The sequence below is a fragment of the Streptomyces sp. a15 genome, assembly GCF_059026085.1.
Genome location: NZ_JBWLKM010000006.1, coordinates 154,216 through 175,478, shown reverse-complemented (window position 1 = coordinate 175,478; position 21,263 = coordinate 154,216). Strand labels below are relative to the sequence as shown.

24 protein-coding genes are annotated in these 21,263 nt (G+C 67.6%); 17 read left to right on the top strand and 7 right to left on the bottom strand.

Annotated elements, in window-relative coordinates; genetic code table 11:
• Positions 1-21: 21 nt before the first annotated feature.
• A complete protein-coding gene (locus AC5P09_RS09780) occupies positions 22-1,500 on the bottom strand; it encodes an ATP-binding protein (RefSeq protein ID WP_493873454.1) in 1,479 nt (492 codons plus the stop codon).
• A gap of 356 nt (positions 1,501-1,856) precedes the next feature.
• Between AC5P09_RS09780 and AC5P09_RS09775 the strand changes: the two genes are divergently transcribed.
• Entirely contained in the window at positions 1,857-2,393 is a 537-nt protein-coding gene (locus tag AC5P09_RS09775) for a hypothetical protein (protein WP_493873453.1), read from the top strand.
• Positions 2,390-3,928, top strand: a complete 1,539-nt coding sequence (locus tag AC5P09_RS09770) for a terminase large subunit domain-containing protein (RefSeq protein WP_493873452.1) — start codon at positions 2,390-2,392, stop codon at positions 3,926-3,928. Before AC5P09_RS09775 ends, AC5P09_RS09770 begins: the two co-directional genes overlap by 4 nt.
• 95 nt (positions 3,929-4,023) lie before the next feature.
• Here AC5P09_RS09770 and AC5P09_RS09765 read toward each other — a convergent pair whose 3' ends face one another.
• The 3 genes from AC5P09_RS09765 to AC5P09_RS09755 form a co-directional block, all read right to left on the bottom strand.
• The gene (locus AC5P09_RS09765; RefSeq protein ID WP_493873451.1) at positions 4,024-4,872 is read right to left on the bottom strand and encodes a hypothetical protein; all 849 of its coding nucleotides are present in this window, start codon (positions 4,870-4,872) and stop codon (positions 4,024-4,026) included.
• 195 nt (positions 4,873-5,067) lie between these two features.
• Entirely contained in the window at positions 5,068-5,244 is a 177-nt protein-coding gene (locus tag AC5P09_RS09760; RefSeq protein WP_319671755.1) for a hypothetical protein, read from the bottom strand.
• Between the two features lie 125 nt (positions 5,245-5,369).
• On the bottom strand, positions 5,370-6,272 hold the full coding sequence (locus AC5P09_RS09755) for an SRA domain-containing endonuclease (RefSeq protein ID WP_493873450.1): 903 nt from the start codon (positions 6,270-6,272) through the stop codon (positions 5,370-5,372).
• A 242-nt stretch (positions 6,273-6,514) separates the two neighbouring features.
• Between AC5P09_RS09755 and AC5P09_RS09750 the strand changes: the two genes are divergently transcribed.
• From AC5P09_RS09750 to AC5P09_RS09710, 9 genes are all read left to right on the top strand, one after another.
• A complete protein-coding gene (locus tag AC5P09_RS09750; protein ID WP_493873449.1) occupies positions 6,515-8,341 on the top strand; it encodes a hypothetical protein in 1,827 nt (608 codons plus the stop codon).
• Positions 8,342-8,409: 68 nt separating this feature from the next.
• Positions 8,410-9,342, top strand: coding sequence for a DUF4365 domain-containing protein (locus AC5P09_RS09745; RefSeq protein WP_493873448.1), 933 nt, complete (start codon positions 8,410-8,412; stop codon positions 9,340-9,342).
• A gap of 72 nt (positions 9,343-9,414) precedes the next feature.
• Positions 9,415-10,101: a hypothetical protein gene (locus AC5P09_RS09740; RefSeq protein ID WP_493873447.1), complete on the top strand. Its 687-nt coding sequence runs from the start codon at positions 9,415-9,417 to the stop codon at positions 10,099-10,101.
• Positions 10,102-10,286: 185 nt separating this feature from the next.
• The gene (locus AC5P09_RS09735; RefSeq protein WP_493873446.1) at positions 10,287-10,700 is read left to right on the top strand and encodes a head decoration protein; all 414 of its coding nucleotides are present in this window, start codon (positions 10,287-10,289) and stop codon (positions 10,698-10,700) included.
• Positions 10,701-10,714: 14 nt separating this feature from the next.
• On the top strand, positions 10,715-11,758 hold the full coding sequence (locus AC5P09_RS09730) for a major capsid protein (protein ID WP_493873445.1): 1,044 nt from the start codon (positions 10,715-10,717) through the stop codon (positions 11,756-11,758).
• 12 nt (positions 11,759-11,770) lie between these two features.
• Positions 11,771-12,109: a hypothetical protein gene (locus tag AC5P09_RS09725; protein ID WP_493873444.1), complete on the top strand. Its 339-nt coding sequence runs from the start codon at positions 11,771-11,773 to the stop codon at positions 12,107-12,109.
• Between the two features lie 73 nt (positions 12,110-12,182).
• Positions 12,183-12,509 (top strand): hypothetical protein, encoded by a 327-nt coding sequence (locus AC5P09_RS09720; RefSeq protein WP_493873443.1) that lies wholly within the window; start codon positions 12,183-12,185, stop codon positions 12,507-12,509.
• A gap of 6 nt (positions 12,510-12,515) precedes the next feature.
• Complete coding sequence (locus AC5P09_RS09715; protein ID WP_493873442.1) at positions 12,516-13,325, top strand: hypothetical protein; 810 nt, start codon at positions 12,516-12,518, stop codon at positions 13,323-13,325.
• Between the two features lie 358 nt (positions 13,326-13,683).
• Positions 13,684-14,139: a hypothetical protein gene (locus AC5P09_RS09710; RefSeq protein ID WP_493873441.1), complete on the top strand. Its 456-nt coding sequence runs from the start codon at positions 13,684-13,686 to the stop codon at positions 14,137-14,139.
• A gap of 52 nt (positions 14,140-14,191) precedes the next feature.
• Here the strand turns inward: AC5P09_RS09710 and AC5P09_RS09705 are convergent, their stop codons facing one another.
• The 3 genes from AC5P09_RS09705 to AC5P09_RS09695 are packed head-to-tail and all read right to left on the bottom strand — an operon-like array spanning position 14,192 to position 16,609.
• Positions 14,192-14,686 carry a gamma-glutamylcyclotransferase family protein gene (locus tag AC5P09_RS09705; RefSeq protein WP_493873440.1) on the bottom strand — a complete coding sequence of 165 codons (495 nt, stop codon included), beginning with the start codon at positions 14,684-14,686 and terminating at the stop codon, positions 14,192-14,194.
• Positions 14,687-14,699: 13 nt separating this feature from the next.
• Positions 14,700-15,245: a GNAT family N-acetyltransferase gene (locus AC5P09_RS09700; RefSeq protein ID WP_493873439.1), complete on the bottom strand. Its 546-nt coding sequence runs from the start codon at positions 15,243-15,245 to the stop codon at positions 14,700-14,702.
• A 23-nt stretch (positions 15,246-15,268) separates the two neighbouring features.
• Complete coding sequence (locus AC5P09_RS09695; protein ID WP_493873438.1) at positions 15,269-16,609, bottom strand: NsdA family TPR-like regulatory protein; 1,341 nt, start codon at positions 16,607-16,609, stop codon at positions 15,269-15,271.
• Between the two features lie 216 nt (positions 16,610-16,825).
• On the opposite strand from AC5P09_RS09695, the gene AC5P09_RS09690 reads away from it, so the two are divergent.
• The 6 genes from AC5P09_RS09690 to AC5P09_RS09665 all read left to right on the top strand — a co-directional run bounded on the left by AC5P09_RS09690 (position 16,826) and on the right by AC5P09_RS09665 (position 21,117).
• The gene (locus tag AC5P09_RS09690) at positions 16,826-17,428 is read left to right on the top strand and encodes a hypothetical protein (RefSeq protein WP_493873437.1); all 603 of its coding nucleotides are present in this window, start codon (positions 16,826-16,828) and stop codon (positions 17,426-17,428) included.
• Complete coding sequence (locus AC5P09_RS09685; protein ID WP_493873436.1) at positions 17,428-17,925, top strand: ATP-binding protein; 498 nt, start codon at positions 17,428-17,430, stop codon at positions 17,923-17,925. Before AC5P09_RS09690 ends, AC5P09_RS09685 begins: the two co-directional genes overlap by 1 nt.
• A complete protein-coding gene (locus AC5P09_RS09680) occupies positions 17,922-18,353 on the top strand; it encodes a DUF6415 family natural product biosynthesis protein (protein WP_493873435.1) in 432 nt (143 codons plus the stop codon). Before AC5P09_RS09685 ends, AC5P09_RS09680 begins: the two co-directional genes overlap by 4 nt.
• Before the next feature lie 296 nt (positions 18,354-18,649).
• A complete protein-coding gene (locus AC5P09_RS09675; protein WP_493873434.1) occupies positions 18,650-19,060 on the top strand; it encodes a hypothetical protein in 411 nt (136 codons plus the stop codon).
• Positions 19,061-19,252: 192 nt separating this feature from the next.
• Positions 19,253-20,197, top strand: a complete 945-nt coding sequence (locus AC5P09_RS09670; RefSeq protein WP_493873433.1) for an endonuclease/exonuclease/phosphatase family protein — start codon at positions 19,253-19,255, stop codon at positions 20,195-20,197.
• Entirely contained in the window at positions 20,194-21,117 is a 924-nt protein-coding gene (locus AC5P09_RS09665; protein ID WP_493873432.1) for an endonuclease/exonuclease/phosphatase family protein, read from the top strand. Before AC5P09_RS09670 ends, AC5P09_RS09665 begins: the two co-directional genes overlap by 4 nt.
• Positions 21,118-21,263: the final 146 nt, after the last annotated feature.

Here is a 21,263-nt window from a genome sequence, read left to right as displayed (position 1 = left end):
CAGCCTGGGGGCTCGTCCGGCTCATCCGCTCCAGAAGCCCTTCAGTTGGTCGAAGGGAGGCATGGTCCGCAACCTCTCGCGCGCGGCAGCGGGCGAGCGGCCCCCCGAGACGAGCGACTCGTAGATTCGCTGGGCGACCTCGGTCGCCGCCTCGTCGGCGGGCCCGGGTCCGCCGAACGGTTCCGGGTCGTCGCTGGTGTCCGTCTCGTGCATCACACGGAGAGCAGCCACGGGCACCGTCTCCTCCAAGAGCCGGATCAACGCCCGTACGTCTGCCGTGCTGTTGCCGCCATGTCTCAGAGCAGCCTGTACCAGTGGGTGGCTGCGGTTGATCTTGCAGGTGACCTTGCCGTCCGGTCGGCGCACGTTCCAGGCGTACGACAAAGGATCACCGTGGGTACGCGCGGCAACCTGACCACGGTGCCGTAGCACATCCGCAGCCCTCGCCCGGGCCTGCCGTGCGATGCGGTGAAGGTGGGGACGCAGTCCGACGGGCGGGACGACACTCGACTTCCTTACGTCGACGCCCCACTCGGCGTCCGTCTCGGTCGGGATGTCGACGGCGATGCGCGCCAGGTTGTACTTCTCTTCACGGCGCATGCCTCTCTGCCCCAGCCAGTCGCCCGCCAGGATCAGGCGGTTACGGCGGTAGACGTAGAAACCCTGCTGGTCAAGCCACCCTTGTGGTCCTGCGGCTCTGTCGTACTCCTCCTGCGTGAGCCTGTGCGCGCTCGGGAGGATGAACGCCTCGACTCGTACAGAACTGCCACCTAGAGGGAGCTCCTCGGTGGGGAGCCGCTGGACCGAAGGGTGGTTGCCCAGGAAAGGATCCCAGGGTTCCACGGAGGTTCCGGACACTCGCAGATTCCGGCGCCGACTCCCGGTGAGGAAGCGGGCGAAGACCATTCCGAGGTGCGACTCCGTGCGGGCAGCCTCGGCGTAGAACTGCTTCTGGGTGCGCTCGTCGTCCTCGCTGACGTCACCGCCGTGGTAGCCGTTGAGCCGTCGCCAGAGCACGATCGTGCCGTGGCTGGCGGCACGCCGGACCCTGTCCAGCACGGCAGTCGTGGCGTCGTCGGCTCCGTGGAGCAGCCGCCACTCGCCGGTCTCCTCGACGACGTCGAGGTCCCAGGTGCGTGTGTGCCATTCCCCACCGGCCTTGGCGGTGGCCACGGTGAGCTGCCTCGACTGCGAGAACGAGGCCGACTTCAGACCGACGCCGAAGCGGCCCAGGTCCGTAGAGGAGCGCAATGTCGCGGGCCCCCGAGCAGCCACGGTCATTGCCGTGATGAGTTCCTCAGCGGTCATGCCCCATCCGTCATCGACCACCGCGATCCATGAGTCCCGTCCTGCCCAGGCGAACTCGACGTCGATGTTTCGGGCTTCCACCGAGATGCTGTTGTCCACGAGGTCCGCGATCGCCGCCGGCAGCGAGTACCCCAGGGAGCTGAGCGAAGCCACCATTCCCGCGGGCTCGGGAGCCGCGATGTCGTACGTCATGAGTGGATCCAGCCCTGCTTCCCCGTTACGAGCATTCCTTGGAGTGCAGTCGTCCCGGAGATCCAGCGGAACCGAGCGGCGAGCACCCCAGATTCGGGGGACGCCCCACCACGTACTCAGTCCGTCGCACACGACAGGCCCCCACCCAAAACCGATGGTACTGGAGCTATCGGCGTAGGACCCGGGTGCTCCTGGACAACCCCATGCCGCGGAGGCAAAACGATGGAGCGCAGACGACGGGAGCCCCGCACCCGAGTGTTCAGTTTTGCGCCCGGCCGCGGGTGTAGAAGGCAAGCGCACGGTGCGATCATGGTGGCGGGCGCGGGGGCGCACCGGAGCTGTGGAGGACCCCCGCCGTGGGACGCCCCGACAAAGCCGCGCGTGCGGCCATCGCGCGCCGCCGCTCGGACGCCATCGATCTGCGCCTCGCTGGCGTGGACTGGTTGACGATCGCCCGCAAGCTCGCCGCCGACCCGACCGTCAACTCCGACGGCATCGCCTACCCGCAGGGCTACGGAGTCGAGCGGTACCGCAAGGACCAGGACCCGCCCACCAACGAGGCCCTGATTCATGCCGCCTGTCGGGACGTCCGCACCGCACTCGCCGACCGCCGTGCTGAACTCAACGACGACGTAGACGAGTTGCGCGCACTGGAAGCCGACCGCCTCGACCGGCTGTTCTTCGTCGCCTACAAGAAAGCCGTCCGGGACCAGGACCTCGCCGCCATCGACCGCACCCTGCGGATCATGGAGCGCCGCGCACGGCTGCTCGGCCTCGACATGCCCGTCCGCACGGAACTGCCCGGCCCGGACAGCGGACCGGTCCAGGTCGAAAACGTGACCGTCGACGAACTCGACGCCCTGATCGCGCTCACCGATCCGGACGGCGCATGACCCCGCGCGATCACGAAAGCGTCATCGCCCACTACGCGACCCTTCCACCGGCGCAGCGCCGCACCATCGCACGGGCCGCATCTCCCACGCTGCGCGCCGAGTTGATGCGCGTCGAACGCCAACTCGCCATGGACCGCTCGCCAGGTGCACTCGCCGCCGTCCTCACCGGCGGGCGCGAGATGCAGGCCCCGCACCTGGATCTCATCGACCGCGCGTTCATCGACATGGCCGCAGGCCGATGCGACCGCGTGATGCTGACCATGCCCCCGCGGCACGGCAAGAGCCGGCGGGCCTCCCGGTGGGCGCCGCTCTGGTACCTGCGGCGCAACCCCGGCCACCGCATGATGATCGCCAGCTACTCCGCTGACCTGGCCGACGATCACGGCCGGTGGATCAGGGACGCCATCAACACCTGGGGCGACGACCTCGGCATCCAGCTCAAGGCAGGCAGCCAGGCCGCTAACCGCTTCGACATCGTCGGCGGCGAAGGCGGCCTCCTCGCGGCCGGTATCGGCGGCGGCCTCACCGGACGCGGCGCACACATCGCCATCGTCGACGACCCGGTCAAGGACATGGCCGACGCCGACAGCCCCACCATGCGCAAGCGCGCCTGGGACTGGTGGACTTCGGTACTGCAGACCCGACTCGAACCAGTCGGCGCTATCTGCCTCATCCAGACCCGGTGGCACGAAGACGACCTCGCCGGACGCATCCTCGCCACCGAGCGCGACGCCTGGCGGGTCATCGACCTGCCCGCCATCGCCGACAGCCTCGACGACCCGCTCGGCCGCGCTCCTGGCGAGGCGCTGTGGCCCGAACGCTTCGACGTCACCCACCACGCCAAGACGCGCAAGCGAGTTGGCGAACGCGTCTGGGCCGCCCTCTACTTGCAGAAGCCCCGGCCGCCGGAGGGAGGCGTCTGGAGGCGGGAGTGGATCGAGACCGCCCGTATCAACGCCGTCCAGTTCTCCGGCCTCGACATGGCGCGCATCGTCGTCGCCGTCGACCCCGCCGGCGGAGAGTCCACGGTTGGCGACGAGACGGGCGTCATCGGCGTCGGCCGCGACTTCGACCGGCAGCTGTACGTCCTCGCCGACCGATCCGGCTCCATGGGCGCCAACGACTGGGGCCTGGCCGCATGCCGTCTCGCCCTTGAACTCAAGGCCGACGCGATCGTGGTCGAAAAGAACTACGGCGGCGACATGGCGCGGCAGATCGTCACCCAGGCGTGGGAGCAGCTGCGCCGCGAAGGTGTCACCAAGGGGCTCCTCATGCCCATGATCCTGGAGGTCACCGCCAAGGTCGGCAAACGCCTGCGGGCGGCTCCCGTGGCACAGCTGTACGAACAGCAGCTCGTGCACCACGTTGGCGAATACCCCGAGCTGGAAGGTCAGATGGTCACCTGGGTCGAGGGTATGGACAGCCCCGATCGCATGGACGCCGCTGTCCACGGACTGACCGAACTGGCCGACCCCGACCAGCTCGACACCCTGTCCACTGACACCGATGACGACCGCTTCGACGGCCGCCGCTGAACTGGCGAGAGTAGGCGCACGACCGAAAAACGGCCCCAAGAGGAAACTGCCCAGGAGGATATGGCCCCCGGTGGCCTACCTGGGGACTTGCCGATCTACGGGCCGTTCCTCTCCACGCGCAGCGGCTCGTCAACAACCAGGCGGGCAGCGACGTCCTGGGCTTCCGGGAACGCAGAGGACGTCAGCCGCAGCCCGGCGTTAGCCATCACCGCGGCAACGCGCTCCGCCAGTTCCTTGTGTTCTGCCTCCGGAACGCTGCTGAGGTTGAGGGAGAGCCAGACTCGCATGTCGTGGCCCTGCGAGACGAGGACCGGGCCCTGCGGAGGAGTGCAGGAAATCGTCGCGTCGGTCAGCGCCCGGACGACTTGGTCCCGTAGCTCGGCCGCGCTTCGCTGGTCGACCGCGCGTGTGGCGGCGTAGATCGCATCGAACAGTGCGTTGGCGGCGGGGACTGCCGCGCTGACGGAGATGGTGAACGGCCCCATGGCGACGGTGTCGGTGACCGGGTCGTAGCCGAAGCTCCAGAAGTCGCGGGCTACGTCGCGTGGATCAGCGGTCTTACGGGCGTCTTTCTGCGGCCCACCACCCTTGCCGAGGGCCCAGTCTTCGAAGTGAGTGAGGCCGTCACGGACGTGCTTGATGTTCGGCAGGGCGTCAAGGAAGTCCTGCTCGGCGTCATCGAGTGCGCTGATCACCGCGGGATCCATGCCGAGGTCTGTGAGGGCGAGCCGTTCGAGCTTGGCCGCGGCGAGGAGCTGCCGCAGGGCGACGACCAGTGTTCGCGCGTCGATCTGCCGGGAGCTGAACCAGCCGACTGGGACGTCGTCACCGTGCATGCGTGCCACGGTCAAAGCGACCGTGGCACGCAGCCAGCTCGATTCCGAGAGCGCGATCGAGTACGGATTGTCCGCTGGGGACCAATCATCCGGCAGGTTGCTGTTCATGACGGAATCTTCGACCCGGGAGCCTTCGGCTGCTCGGAATTTCCAGACCGAGACGCTGGGAACTGCGGAGGTCGACGTAGAAGAGAGTAGGCGGGGCGCGGGGCCGACGGCCGGAGGCGCACTGTGGGCCTGGGCGAGCTGGCCGTCGGGGTGTGGTGTCGGCTGCCCCGGGGTGGGGCAGCCGACACGATCAAGCTAGCGGCGCTGCTCGAACATCACCAGAAACGGTGAAACGAACCCGGTGGCCTCGACCGGGCTGGTGTTCCCGAAGACGATCAGCAGCACGCCGGCCACCAGGGCGAGTCCGTACATTCGGGCCGCGGCGGCGTCGTGGCCGCTGGTGACTTCGGGCACGGCGTTGTTTTCGCACATAATGGAGTAGCTCCTGTTCCTTGCTGGACATGGGCACACGGTTACTCACAGCGACTAGGACCCCTGTGGTAACCAGACGGCGGCTGAGGCGGCGGCGCATTGCAGTGCGCGTACTGCCTCAGCCGTTAGTCATGGGTGGATGTGAAGCCTCCTTCAGGGTTCGGCCATACGACCTCTATGCACAGGGACGCGCAGAGGTCGAGGAGGTCTTCTCTCGGTGCTGCGGGCACGAGCAGCGTGAGGGTGGGCGTCGGGTGGAAAAAGCGCCGGTAGTCCATCAGAGCGCCGATCGCACCTCGAACTGACTGCCGGGTGGAGTTGTGTTTCACCTCGATGAGCCTGTTCTTGGTGGCATCCAGAAGATCGACGCGGGCAATCCCGGTCTCGCCCTTCACCCGCACTTGTGCGCTGACGGCCTCCCGTCCGAGACCGCGCAGGTGGCTCGCATAATCGGCGGTCAAGCGTCCGACAATGCCGTCTGGGGATTCCTGAGGTAGTCGGCGCACACCGGCAACGGTGATCTCGGGTGCCTGGGTGATGCGTGTTTCAGCAAGCGGAGTGACTGGCAGCCGGGGCCCTTCAGGGACGCTAGCGCCTACTGGTCGCAGCCGGAAGACGATTACGTTCCGCATGTGGCCGCTCGCATCTGGTGCGTCCGCAATGTAGTACGGCTGCTCAGCGTCGACCTCGAAGCGGCCCAGGTGGCGATAGAGCCGACCGGGCTTGTGTGCCTGTTTGGGGAGTTGGTGGAACAGGTGCACCGCGCGCCCCTGGTCCTTGTGGCGCAGCAGTGCCAGATTCCCCCTTGTCATCTCCTGGTCGCCGTGAATACCGGCGCCCGAGAAGTGGAAGATTCCGTCCTCCCCCCACCCTGTGAAGTCATCTGGGTTTGGCCGCTCGGTGACGAAGGCCATCACCATCTGAGCCTGGGTCGATGGTGAGATACCGCCTTGGGGGGTACCGCCGAACCGGGCATGCAGATCGTGCCGCGCTATTACCTCGCCTAGCTTCAGCTCATCCTCGGACATCTCCTCACCTCCCATGCCGTGAAGACTACCTCAGTCACCCTGACTGGAGAGGGTGACTTTGGTCGGTCACGCGAACAGGGGTGATGCGCCAGCCGCACATATCGGCTGAAATGAGCGCGAAACTCTTCACCCGCTTCTGCTTGCCGTTATCCATTCGTTATTTCTGACCCTTGGTGTGAGTGTGGAGCACGTAGGGTGGCTATCTGCGGCGCGGGGCCGACTGCCGGAGGGGCACTGTGGGCTTGCGCGAGCTGATCACCGACGTCTGGAGCTGGCTGGACTACAAGCCAGCGATGGCCGACCCTCGCCGATCGGGCCGTAACACATGGGCGGAACTGACCCGATCCTGGGTGCCTGACGAGGATCTGCGGCGCCTGGCCGCCTACCGACTCCTAGCCGCGTACGACTCCAACCAGGCCGGCCAGTTTGCCGCTGTGACGGGCGCTGACGAAGCAGGCATCGAGCGGAGGGAACTCGGTGACGCCTCCAAGCTGGTCGACACCGCGCTCGGCTACCTCCTCGGCTCCCAGCAGGTCATCAACGTCGCGGGTGCAGAGCGCACCAACGACGAGCCGACCGCCGAGGCAGGCGCGGCGCTAGAGGTACAGGACAAGCTGAGGTCCTGGGCAGAGAAGGAACTGCTGCCGCTGCGTCTTCAACAGGCCGAGCGAACCGCGATCCTGCTGGGCGACGCCGTCTACACCCTGGCCTGGGATCCCGCGAAGGGACGGGCCCTGCTGCGCACCTGGGATCCGGGCCTGTACTTCCCGGAGTGGCCGGAGGACGGAGAGCAGGACGGCGCCGAGTTCCCGCTACGTGTTCACCTGGCGTGGGAGCTACCCGAGGACAAACGGCGCGGGCTCAAGACGAGGCTTCGGCGGGTCACCTACGAACTCGGGCCGATCAGTCCGGCCAGTCGTCGCGGCGCGGCGAAGGACGGCAGCCCAGCGCGCGAGTACCTGTACACCGACAGCGGCGACCCGATCCTGGTGAAGGGCGACACACGCAACGCCGACACAGGCGTCATCACCCGCACCTACCCGTGGGCGCCCAACCGGCGCTCCCCATGGACGTGCTTCCTCACCGACGCGGAATGGGACCTGGACGACCTCGCGCACGCCGACCTGCTGTACGACCTGCCGATGCACAAGGCCCGCCACCGGGTTCGCTCGGATGGCGAAGTCCTCGACAGGCTCGACCTGATGGTGGACTTCATACCCGTCGTCCACATCACGAACAGCATCCCTGCCAGTGGAGAGCACTGGGGGAAACCGACCGTGGCCACCGTCCTTCAAGCCCTGGACGAGCTGTCCGCGACCGACACCGATGGTTCCGGCGCGTCGGCCACCACCGGATCGCCGATCATCGGCCTGGCTGGAGCCCGGTTGCCCATCGACCGAGCGACCGGCCAGCCGTTGCCGGTGAAAGTTCGGGCGGGGACGGTGTGGCAGCTGAACGACAACGGACGCATGGACGTCCTCGATACGTCGGCCCAACTCGCCGAACTTCGGGCCCGCGTCGACCACATCATCGACCGGATCGCAGCGAACAGCCGTCTCACCGCCGCCGGCCTCGGCACCCTTGATCCAACCGCTCTGCCGTCCGGGTACGCACTCCAGCTCGCCTTGGGCCCGCTCGACTCGCTTGTCGCCGCCATGCGCCTGGTCCGCGACCACAAGTACGCCGTGCTGTTGCGCATGGTGCAGCGCCTCCACCAAGCCGGACAGGCAGAAGGCTGGCCGGCAGGGGAGTCGTTGCCCGCACGGCTGGTGTGGGGCCCGCACACCCCGACCGACCGAGCCGCTGTCCTCGACGAGGTGGTCAAGGGTGTCGGCGCCAGTGTGCTTTCCGTCGAGACCGGTGTGCGGATGCTGATCGACGCTGGATATCCCATTGATGACGCCCAAGAGGAGATTCAGCGAATTCAGGCCCGAGCCTTCGAAGCCGCAGCCCGTCTCGCAGACGCCACGGGTGACAATGGTGCGGTGCGTGAGTATCTAGGCCTCCCGCCGGCGGATCCGGGGCTTCCCGAAACACCGCTCATTCCTGTGGCAGCGCAGGAGAGGTGAGCGTGAGGGCACTGTAGATCTGGCCAGGTCTCGATCGGCCAGCCCTACTCGGTTGGGGCCCGTACGATGTGGCTGCGCTGGTCGTGGGAACGGGGGCAGTCGTGAGAGTGCAGAAAACCCAGCAGGTTGAGCGGGCGGGAGTGTCATGGGTTGAGCACCTGGTGACGAACGACCTGGGTTGGCTGTTCCGCGAACAAGAGACGGCCGACGTAGGGATCGATGCGCAACTGGAAGTTGTGGACGGCGCCACCGCTGAAGCTACTGGGCGCCTCCTGGGTGTACAGATCAAGTCCGGGGACAGCTACTTCAAGGTTTCTAGCGACGCGGGGTGGTGGTTCGTCTGCGATGCCGACCATGTCTCGTACTGGCTGGGACATTCGCTGCCGGTAGTCGTGATGCTCTACGAGCCTCAGACGAAGCGGGTCTACTGGCAGCACGTGAGTGATCACACGGTGGTGTCAACGGGCAAGGGCGTCAAGATCCACGTTCCTCGGAGCCAGGAGCTGACGGCAGCCTCTGCCCAGGATCTGAAACCGCTCGCCCGCTCGCAAGTAGACGCTCCAGCGGTCGCCGACTGGCTCACGGCGGGGGTTGAGGAACCGCACCGACAGGTCGAGTTCCTCGAGCTTCTGCTCTCCGCCCGGCTGTTCGCGATGTTCCCGGGGTGTGGGATCAGGAACCGCGAATGGGGCCCGCCGGTCAGCGTGACGGTCCGTATGCCGGACCCGGGCGGGCCGTCTCCATTCGGCCCCATGGTCGAGGTCGCGCTCGTCACGTCAAACCTCCAGGCGGAGGAATACGTGGCGGAGATCGGTGCTCGGCGGCGCTTCGTGCCAGTCGTCATCGTCGTCATTTGCCCCACGCGGAGTGACGCTCTCGTGCTGACGACTTCGACTTTCCCAGACGTGTTCGTCACTGCATGGAGCCCGGACGGGAGTAACGACACGGGCCTGAAGAACACCATGGATGAGGCCTTCGGGTGGGCGACGTCCGGCGGATAGGCGATGCTCTGCTCTGGACCGCTAAACTGATCAACGGCGCGGGGGCGCTGGAGACCTGTGGATGGTTCACGCATGACGCGCCCCTCACTCCCCAATCCGCTCGAACCGGTCGGGCACCGCCGTGACGGGCGGCCGATCTATCCGATCCTCGGAGCATCGCCCGACGACGACTCCAACAAGCCCGGTGACGAAGACGGCGCCCCGAACGGCGGCGTCACGCAGGAAGATCTCTCGCGACTGCTGGCCCGAGAGAAGACCCAGGGCGGCCGGGCGGCTGTGAAGAAGCTGCTCGGCGACCTCGGGTTCGACAGCTCCGAGGCACTGACCGACTTCATCACCACGAAGCGCGACGCCGAGCAGGCCGCTCTGACCGAGGTCGAACGCCGCGAGCAGGCCGCTGAGGAGAAACTGAGGTCAGCCGAGACGCGCGAGGCGCAGGCCCTGGCCAAGGAGCGCGCCGCCATCCGACGCGCTGCCCTCGGAGGTCTCGGCGCGACGGGGGACGACCTTGATGACGCGGTCCTCTTGATCGACCGCGCCCTGCACGACCAGCCCGACGCCGACGAGGCGGCTGTTGCCGCTGCCGCTGAACAACTCAAAGAGCGACGGCCTGAGTTGTTCGGCCCCGGCCGGGAGATCGTGCCGCCTGCTCCGGGCGGATCTCCCGCCGGCGGACCGCCGAAGCGCGGAGGCATTCCACCCCGGCGCGGAGCGGCGGGGCTCGAGATGGCCCGGCGACGAGGGCTCATCAGCGACTGACCACGTCAACGAGACATGGCTGTGGGACCACGCCCCTCCAACCGTGGACGCCCTTCCGGAACCGGTCGGGCTGATCAGGGACCACGCCCTGACGCGGCTCAGCCGCCGTCATCTCGTGGACACCGCCCCATGCAACTCGCGCCGGGTGCGGGAGGAACCCGATCCGCACCCACGAGGGAGACATCGTGAGCGACTACCAGGTCCTCACCACTGCCACGACGGTCACCGACGACCGGACATGGCTCGCTTCACTGGACGGCGTTCACGAAGCCCAGACGGTCACCGTCGACACCAGCAAACTGACCGCAGGCACTCACTACACGGCGGGCACGCAGAACCAGCCCCGCCACATCATCAGGTCCGGCATTCCACTAGGGCGGATCACCGCATCCGGCCTGTACGCGCCCTACAACGCCGCAGCCACTGACGGCACGCAGATCCTCGCCGGATTCCTCGTTGCCGAGACCGCGTTCACCCCCGGCTCGGTGAAGACCGCGGGCGCACTGCTGTGGCGCGGCGAGGTGCAGGCGTCGAAGCTGCCCGTCACCTTCGCACCCCCGGCCGCCGCGAACACGACCGCGTTCATCCACTACCGGTAAGGAGGCAGACCCGCATGGCACTTGAGAAGCTTCTTGAGGCGATCGTCCCCGAGGACATCCAGGCGTTCATCCGAGCGATCACCACACCGGAGGACTACCTCCTCACCCGCGAGGTGTTCGCCGAACGGAACATCGACAACGTCAAGTTCCGTACCAAGAGCAGCAAGCGGCGCGTCAACGCGGCGAAGTTCCGCGCCTGGGAAGCCGCACCGACGCTCGCCAGGCGGCGGGCCGAGCAAGTCATCAACGAAGGCATGCTGCCCTGGGTCGGTCAGGAACTGCCCTTCTCCGAACTCCAGATCATCCTGGCCGCTGTCGACCGCGGCCACGACACCAGCGAGTTCCTCGACCTGCTCTACGACGACCTGGAACAGCACGTGGAGGCCACGAAGGCCGCCATGGAGATCGCCGCTGGACAGATGCTGTCCACCGGTGTGGTGTCCCTGCCCGGTGTCGCCCTCGATGTGGACTGGAAGGTGCCGGCCGCCAACCGGCCGATGGTGGCGGTGCCGTGGTCCCAGTCGGATGTGGCCACCCCGATCACCGACGAGTTGGCGTGGATTCAGTACCTGAAGAGCATCGGTGCGCCGCGCCCCGAGCGGGTCATCAGCTCGGAGAAGGCGCTGTCGTTGCTCGGGTCCACGGCGGAGTACCGGGCCGCGTTCCATAACTCGCCGTCCACCGAGCAGATCCCGACAGGGATGCTCGCTCCGGAGGAGGTCAACCGGGTCCGCGCCAAGTACAACCTGCCCCCTGTAACCACCTACGACGTGCAGGCGTACGACAGCAGCGACAACCTGGTGCGCACGACCCCGGAGTCCCTGTGGGCGATGATCCCGCCACGCCGCGAACAGTGGGGCGAGACCCAGTACGGCCTGACCGCCGAGGCGATCGAGCTGCGCGGCAAGGGAGTCATCACTGCTGAGGAGGCCCCCGGCATCGTGATCACCACCCACGTGCAGACCCGTACCCCCGTCCAGCTGTCCACGATCTCCGCTGCTGCCGCGATGCCCGTGCTGTACGTGCCGGACATCCACATTGCCGCGACAGTCTTCTAACGGGAGCTGGTCATGGCGAAGTTAGCGCGCACGGTATTCCTGCGAGACCCCGAGCAGGGCCCGATCCGGTTGGAAGTGGGGGAGGAGGTTCCCGAGCGGCTCGCCCTACTCATCCCGAACCCGGCCGCGTGGTCAGAGGAGGCTCCCTCAGTAGAGGAGGACACCCCGAACCAGATCGGTGCAGACGGTGAGGCGAAAGAAGCGGCAACCGTGGCGGATTCTGCCTCGGAGCCGGAGCCGGAGCCGGAGCCGGAGCCGGAGCCGGAGCCGGAGCCGGAGCCGGAGCCGGAGCCGGAGGCCGCCAAGACTCCGAGGCGACGCGCCGCGAAGACGGCTGGCACAGGTGCGTAGGTAGCGGCACATCACCAGGGAGGCTCGGCACCGCCATGGTGCCGAGCCTCGCCTCGTACGACAGGAGCAACTCGTGGACGTCGCTGTACGCGCCTGGCTGCTGGCTCAGCTTGGCCCTACCTCTGACACCTCCGACCTTGACGCACGCTACGCACGGCTGACCTCCGCTCGCGCTGTCGCGAACGAGGTCTTGGCTGAGCGGCGCGCGAAGCTGCTCGCCGACCCGCTCCGCATGACTGTGGACGGCGTGGTCACCATCGACCAGAGCAACAACCTCGCAGGGCTCGAGCGCCAGATCGCGGCACTCGTGGACCTGGTCGCGCCGGACGAACTGGCTGACGGAGAGGAAAGCACCGACCTCGTGACCGCGCCGCTGCTGCGCGCTTGCCGGGGCCGGTAGACCGGCATGCCGTACGAGTGGTCACCGCTGGTGCCCGGAGACCCGGACGAGATCGCGCGCCGCGTCGCGGCCGTACTCGAGGACGCCTGGCAGCGACTTGCCGCCAAACAGCGCGCCGTCCTCACTCAGTTCGCCGACAACCCGAGAACGCCGCACACCGTGGCGACGTTGGAAGAGTTCAAGCAAGCGATCCGCGCCTTCCGCCAGCGCGTCGACCAAGAGGCCCGGCAGTTCGTCCAACGGCAGCTACCCCACCTGTACGCCGTCGGCGCTCAAGCCGCCGCTGAGGCCCTCGACGTGACCTTCACCTGGACCACCTTCCACCGCGACGCCCTACAGTCGCTTGCGTCCGACTCCTACGCCGATTTCCTGCGCCGCTCCCAGGAAGCCGAGCGAATGGCGAACCAGTTCTATCGAGCGGCGCGAGAGGCGGCCCGCCGAGAGGTCCCGCTGCTCGGGGCGGGCAACATGACGGCGAAGCAGGCCGCGACGAAACTGGCGGTCAGACTCGCCGCCGAGCACGACCTGACCCACGTCGTCTACCGCAACGGCGCTCGCGTCCCAGTCCGCGCCTGGGCCGAGGCCGCTACCCTCGCCAAGTCGGCCGTCGCCTACAACGCCGGTACCCTCAACCGGACCCGCCAGGCGGGCGTCACGGTGGTTGAAGTCTTCGATGGGCTCGACTGCGGCTGGACCACCCATCAGGACACCGACAAGGCCAACCGCACAGTGCGGACCATCGAGGACGCTGCGGAGTGGCCGATCTCCCATCCGCGCTGTCGGCGGGGGTTCGGCCCACGTCCGGATCTGATGTAGGTCTGACGTGTCCGGAGGGGCGTCTGGACGGGGCAGCGCCCTGCTTCTATTTCTATGCGCTCACGGCGACGACCAGTTCCTGTCCCGTCTCGCCTGCTGCCCGGCAGCCTGTCAGCCGCTGGCGGCGGCGGTGATTCGGCGGGGCGAGTATTGGCCTCGTGGTCTTTGCCAGCATCGTGGCCATGCTGATCGCAGGCGGGGCGTGCGCGCTGTGTATGGCCGTGGCCGCAAGGCTCTGCGCGGTGCAAGGGAGGTGGGGGCAAGGAGCCGTAGTGCGGGGACACTTCGGGGGAGAGCCCTGGCGGTTGGCAATTCCTTGTCGTGTCCGTGTCGGTAGCTCGTGGGATGATCCTCCGTCATGGGGAGACACACATGGGGGAAGACTGTCGCCGGGCTGTTCCTGGCCGCGACCGTGGCGGCCGTGAGTGGCTGCAGCAGCTCGGACGACCAGGACGACGCCAAGCTGGCCGCGAAGGCGAAGACAGTGAGCGTGGAAGCCGCGACCACCACGTTCCAGGATGCGGTGACGAAGTTCGACACGGACGGCGGCTGTCTCGAGCAGGAGCCGGCTACGTGCTGGGATCAGATGCAGGCGCTCATGAAGCCCGCGCGCGACCTGCGGAAGGCGATGAACTCGGAGAAGTCCGTGGACGCCGACTTCTGGACGGACGCGTACGCCCTGATCGACACCATGGAGGACGGCATCGCCGTGGGTGAGGACCAGGGCGCCACGGCGTACGGCACGAACCGGCCGAAGGTGCTTGGGTCCGCGCACGACCTGTCCGACTGGCTCGACGAGAACCCGATCAAGTAGCAGAAACGAAGCGGCATCCGCGCGCGGCCGGGGCCCGCCGGATGCCGCCGGCCTACTCGTCCTTTGGCTTTCCCGCGGCTAGCCCGGGGGCGAGCCGGGCACACCGCGCGGCGTACGCGGACAGGTGCTTGGCCTCGAACTCCGCGGCGTTCCAATCCTCGTCGAGGACGTCGCCGCCCGGCCAGATGTAGGCCCACCCGGTCGCACCGGTGGACAGGGTCACTTCACGAAGGTCGTACCGCTCGTCCTCGAACGCGTCGAGGATGCGCCACTCCTCGTTGCTCAGGTCGGTCAGGACCACTCCGGAAGCGGAGCCGACGAGAGCGCGCACGACGAGCCCGGGATAGAGGCGGTCCACGAGCGCGGCCGCGCGGTACCCGGGAGCAGCCGCTGGGGCCTGCTCGGGTATCCGCCCCAACAGGGCCTTGAGGACGGCGTCGAACTGGAGCGTGCCGTAGCAGAACAGCACGTCGGGGTGTTGCGCGAGTCGGTCCCGGCGACCAGAGGTCTCCGGGACCGGGGCGGGGCTGGTTATCGTCTGGATCATTGGCGTTCCGGTCTCAGGGAGAGGGCAGGTACATCGCGTCATAGACGGGCGACTCTGGGGCGTGCTTGATCTGTCCCATAATCGTGTACCCCCACCGCAGGTATGCATCGTGGGCAGGTTGGTTATCGACGATGCACGTCAGTGCCGTGGCGGTCTCCGCGCGGCCAGCAATGACCGTGTCGTGGATCTGGCGGCCGAGCCCCTTGTTCTGGAACTCGGGGAGCACCATCAGTTCCCGGAGCCAGAAGATTCCGCCGGCGTCGGCCAGGACGACGAGGTCGTTCGGCCGCCTGTTGCCGAGTGACGTCCACCAGGGCTTGTCTGCGGGCAAGGTCGCGCCGTGCACGTACCCGATGATTCGGCCGTCCTGCCAGGCGGTCACGGTCTCGAACCCGGGGGTGTCGTACGCCGCCTCCAATCGCTCGCGGAAGGAGTCGGCGGAGAAGAAGGGGTCTCCGATGTACGGCGGGACGTCGTACACGTGGGCGTAGACGTCGACCAGCTCGGAGGTTATGCCCTTCGCCGACTTCGCATCGTGCCGCTGGAACTGCGGTGCCACTGTGTGCACTCTCCTTTTCTCGCTCACGCGACGTGAGCCCGGATCTGTTCGAGCAAGTCCCCCACCCCGCGGGCGCGCTGATGGGGGAGCATCCCGTTATGGACGATCTTCAACTGCGCGGCGGTCCGGGTCGAGGACATGCCGCTCTCAACGAGCCGTAGGGCTTCGGTGGCAGCCGCAAGGCCATGGTCGACGTCACCGTTGTCCACGGCCGCGACCGAGAGCCGACCGAGGCACATCCCGCGGTTCCGGGAATGGGCGGCATCCTGCATCGCCTCAGACCGGGCCAGTAGCGCCTGCGCGCGGGCCGTTTGGCCAAGGTCGAGGCGGCACATGCCTTCAAGACAGGTCAGCTCCGCGAGGTTGAGGAACAGGGCCCAGTCCGGATCTCGCTGGTCGCCACCGCGCTCCCACTCCTTCCAGGCCCGCTTGATGGCAGCCTCGCAGTTGAAAGTGTCACCGAGGCGGGCGTAACCCTGTGCCTCTCGGATCGCGAGGAGAGCTATGACGCGAGTGGGCGCGTCCCACAGTTCCGCATGCCGCTGTCCGAGCTTGGCGAAGCGCACGGCCTCACGGCCCTTGTTCAGGTCGACGGCCTGTCGGGACATGTTGCTCAGCGTGCGGCTGGCCAGCTTGTCGTCGCTGGTGTAGTTGGCCGCGTTCAGGGCCTCGGAGAAGTATTGGCGGGCCTTGTCCTGTAGGCCGGCGTCGTAGCAGAACCATCCGAGCGATGTGGTGAGCTTGCCCGCCAGAGCATGGAGCTGCTGGCCCAGGGCGTCATCGTAGATACCTCGGTCGATCATGTGGTGAGTCCAGAGCAGGTGCGCCCGGGTCGGCCGCCACAGCCTGTTGGCGCCGAACTGCTGGTCGATCGCGTAGTTGTCATCTGCGGCGGCCGAAAGGAATGACACCTCTTCCGGGACGATCCGCCACTCGCCGGACCGGTCGGTGCCGGTGGTGGTCTCGGCCAGCCACGGCGGCGCCTCGTCGGTGAGGGGGGCCGGGCTGGTGGCGACCAGCAGGGGGCCGGCTGCGGGCTCTTGGGTGATCAGGGGCACTGGGGTGAGGACGATGGGGCCACCGTCGCTCTTGGCGCTCCGTGGCCGCAGACCTAGCTCCTCGACGGGGCGTTTCCAGTAGGCGGCCAGCACCGCGCGGGCGTCGGGGTGCGGCCACGGTGGAGGCTCCTTGCTCTCCCACTTCGAGAGTTGGCGGACGGTGAAGGTCGGGAGCTTGCCTATCCGCCGCTCGGCGAAGAGGCGCTTGGCAAGGGTGGTGAGGTGGTCGACCATCTCCTCTTGCGTCAGGTTCGCGTGCTCGCGTAACCGCTTGAGTTCACGCATCTCCATCGCCCCCATCGCCATCTGGTCCGCCTCACGGTAGCGACTCCCGTGGCGGTGCGTGAGGGTTCGTCAACTGAAAGCCCAGGTCAGGAGGAAAGGGCGGGCGAAAGGGCGGGCAAAGGGCGGGTAGGAGGCGGACAGAGTTCCGGCGAAAAGACCTGTTCACTGCCTGGCGTCTTCGCTGCACTGGGTCACGCCGCACACACCGCGTGTGCCGTCGTGATGCCGGGAGGGCTCATGAAGACCCGCGAGATCGCCGAGCACGAGACCGTGTCCGCGTGGCTCTCCGCGGCGACAGCGCACCCGGAGATGGCCACTGCCCGCTGGCGCGAGAACCCTCACCTGCCGCGGCGTCTCGGGTGCGGCGTGACCTTCGACATCGTGCTCTCTGACCGATCCCTGGTCGAGGCGGCGTATCGGCTGCTCGACCAGTACGAGCAGCCGCTCGGGCCGGCCGTGCTGTTCTCCAATCTTCGCTCCGCAGCCGTGTTGGTACCGCGCGGTACAGGGGCGGGCTGGTACGGCCTGATGGCGGCCTCGCAGTGGCCCGAACGGCTCCCCCGGCCAGCGTGCCTTGGCGAGGGGCACGCGATTCTCGCGCCCGCGCTCGTGCCCCGGCCGACGGCTGGGCTCGTGCGCTGGCTGGTGCCGCCCGACGGCGAGCAGTCCGTCGGCGGAGCGCCGTTGCTCACCAGCCCCGTCCCGCTCGCACGATGCCTCTCCGAGGCGGGCGCTCTTCTCGCCGTGCCTGTAGAGCGGACTCCCCTCAGCAGGGCTGTGTCGGCATTCAGGTCGGTCCTGCCGTCCCCGTCGGTTCTGCCATCCCCCAAGAGGACGTGATGACGACGACAGCCGTACGACCGTCCCGCGCGGTCCCCCTCCGCGACACGGATCTGATGGACCAGTGGATCGACGTCGCGCCCCACCGCGGTAACGGCCCGCTCCGCAAGACAGACGCCCACCGCGTACGCGTCCTTCGCAGGATCGCCGCCGCCCAAGTCCGGTACTGCGGCTTGGAGGACCTGATCGACGAGGTGACGCTCCTCGTCTCCGAGTTGGTGACCAACGCGGTACTGCACAGCGGAACCGTCAGAGTCGGCCTGGTGATGGCCGTACGAGACGGCTTCCTGCACATCGACGTCATCGACGGCATGGCAGGGCACGGGGCGCCCAGACGGGTGAGCGCCAACGCCGAGTCGGGGCGCGGCCTCGCCCTGGTCGAGGCAGTGGTCAAAGAGTGCGGCGGGACCTGGGGAACGAGCGACGTCGGCGCGAAGACCTGGTGCCGCCTCGCCGTACCGGAGGAGCCGAAGGCCGTGCCGAAGGAGTCCCAGTGACGGCCATCCCCGCTCTGGCCTCCGGTTGGGCCCATCCCGTGCGTGCGGCCGTGCCGCCCTTCACCGAGGCCGGACTGAAAAGGGTCCTGGAGAAGGTGCAGCGGTGGGCCCCGTACATCGACGGCTCCTTACTCGACGACGTCGCGGCCGTCCTGGACGACTACACGCCCTCCGAGGACGAGGCCGAGGAGCACGCGCAGCGGCTCCGCGGCCACCTGATGCGACTCGTCAACCTCGCCCTCACCTCTCAGATGGACCAGAAGGACCAGCGAATAGCCGACCTCGTCGAGCGGGGCCGCACCATCCGATCCGAGGAAGTACCCAGCGACCACCGCCGGGCCGTCGGACACGTCCGACAGATGGCGTGGACGCTCAACGAACTCCTCGAACTGCTGGTGGAGAACCAGTGCCTTACGGAGGAGCCGTGACCTTCCCGTCCCTCAGACTCGCGTACAACCCGCGGGCCATAGACCCTCGGGACCCGCGCCTGTCCCTAGTGCCCTACATCACCCAGAGGGGCGGGGAAGACGCAGCGCCAGAAAACCTCTTCATCATCCGGCACTCGTCCGGTCCGCGGTTGTACTACCGAGACGAGGACCCCAGGGATCGAGACCCGCGAGGCGCCCTGTGGGCCCGGTGCGGCTGGAACCCCGTCGACGCGCAAGGCCGAATCACCGGCGAACCGCAATGGAAGCTGATGCACCCCCACCGGCAGATGGTGTGCATGCAGACGATGCTCTGTCAGATCTGCTCGCTCCCCGCCCGGACGCCGCTCGGCCTCATCTTTCTCGCCGGCCCCAGGGACCACGACCCGACTCAGGCGAGCATTCTCACGAACCAGCCGCCCGTGTGCCGCAAGCACGCCCGTGCAGCCGCGAAGCTCTGTCCGCACCTGGAAGACAACCCGATGGTGATCCTGGCCAGGAGCGCGCCCCTATACGGCGTGCACGGCACCCTGTACGGCCTCGACCACGGAGGCGTGAAGGTCGTCGCCCAGCCGGACGCGCCCTTGCCGTACGGCCACGCGAACATCGGGACGTTTCTCGCCTCGCAGTTGGTTCGCCGCCTCCAGTCGTTCCGCGCCGTCGGCCTCGACGAGCTGCTCGAGGACCTGGCGGCGCCCGCCGCCGCATAGACCCCTGCCGGGTGACCACACGACCGGCTCTGTGGCCATCAGGCAGGCAGCAAGCTCCGCCCGTACGACAACGGCATTCGGCGCGGGCGGAGGAACGGCGCTGGGGCCCACGTCCCCCATAGGCCCCAGCGCCAGCCGGACGTTCAGAACAGCATCCGAAGACACCTCAAGACCCCGAAGGAGAGGAACCTGTTGAACTCGACCGATGAGTTCCGCGTCGTTTCGTGGAACGTCGAGCACAACGGCATCAGCAACAGCGGTGATGATGCCAAATGGCACCTGGCCATGGACGTCCTCGTCGAACTCCAGCCGCACGTACTCCTCCGTCAGGAGATCACTCGCGGGGACATGTTCGGCGGGCGAGCGATATGGGCGGAGGCTGCTCGTCTCGGCGGCAACGGCCCGGCGCACACTGCGTTCCTCGCTACTGCCACCCCTGAGTCAGCCAATCCGACCGGTGTCTACACCGACCCGTCTCTGTGTACGCCCATCCAATACTTCGAGCACGTCACCAGCATGTGGCATCCGATCTGCAACCCGGTCGTACGGCTCAAGGGCGCGCCGTCGACGCTGAGCCTGGCCTCATTCCACCTGTGTTCCTTCGACCCAGCCCAACGGGCGAGCGAAGCGAAGCGTCTTGCCATGTTGGGACAACCGGGCATGGCGGCGATCATCGGCGGCGACTGCAACTCCTATCCACACCGATCCGACGACGAGACAGCCGCGTTACCCGATTGGGACAAGATCACTGACCGGTCGCACTTTGAGGCCCGCACGATCGAGAGGGGCGGCGAACGCGTCTCCGACACCCGGCCGGACGAGATCCTCGCCGGCGAGCACGACGGGCGACCGCCGGTCTTCAAGGACCTGGGGCACCACGCCGCGACCGTGCTCGGACAGCCGGATGCGCTCGACCCCACGGCATCGCTGTGGCGCACGGACCAAGGCCCGATGCGGCGGATCGACCGCATCTATGCGACCCCGCAGGTAGCCGAGGCCCTGACCAGGCTGGAGGTCACCGTCACCGACGACGTTCGCGAGGTATCCGATCACGCCCCAGTTGTCGCCACCTTCAGCCTCGCCAAGCTGCGCCTCGCCCTGTCTGGGACCCCTGGTGAGAAGGCGGTCGCAGCATGAGCACCCGAATCACCGTGCTGTCCTGGAACTTTGAGAACAACGGTGGTGGTGACTCCGCCAAGCGCCTTCAGGCGCACGAGAGGCTGGTGTCCCTTAGCCCACACCTGGTGCTTCGTCAGGAGATGTGGCGCGCGGACACCGACGGCAACTCGATCCTGTACGAGCTGGAGGGCGTTCTCGGTATGCGCGGCTGGCTCGGCCCGGAATCGTGTACCGGGATCTTCGCCGACCCGCGCTTCTTCCACCCGGTGCGTGAGTGGCCCAAGCCCGGCCCCATGTGGGTGCTGCCGCCCACAGGGCTGACCATGCGCTACCTGCCCGCAGGCACCGAAGCCACACCGCTCGCCCTGGCCTCGTACCACCTCAACTACGCATCGAGCACCAACCGTGCTGCCGAGGCGGAATGGCTGTCGACGTGGGCCGACAAGAAGTGGACCAACCCACAGGGAGAGACCGTACGGATGCCGTGTCTCGTAGCCGGCGACAACAACAGCTATCCAGTCCCCGGCATCGAGGCCGACCCCGCGCTACCGATCCTGAACGAGATCAAAGATAGGCCGCACCGCCTACACCGCTCGTTCATAGGCCCGGACGGTGCCCGGGTAATGGATACCCGCCCGGATGAGGCGCTGCGCACCGCCGGCCTGGAGGACGTGGCCCGCCACTGGTCTGCCGATCACGGAGACAAGGCGGCAGTCTCCCGAACGGTCAACGCCTGCGAGACGCACGGGCCGGACTCTCGCATCGACCGCCTTTACGCCACTACCGACTTGCTGGACGCGGTGACTGGCGTGGATGTGATCGAGGTCCCCGAGGAGGTTTCGGGCCACCACATCGTTCGGGTCGCGCTCGACGGCGACCGCCTTTCGGACATCCTCAACCAGCAGCCGGGCGCGCTCGAGTCGCTGGTCGCCCCCTGAGACGGCCGCTCGGTGGGACGGATGCCCGCCCTGGCCACCCGGCGGTAACAAGCTCCGCCCGTACGACAGACGGCATTCGGTGCGGGCGGAGACGCGGCGCTGGGGGCTATACCCCCCTGGGCCTCACCGCCGCCCACTTGGCACGC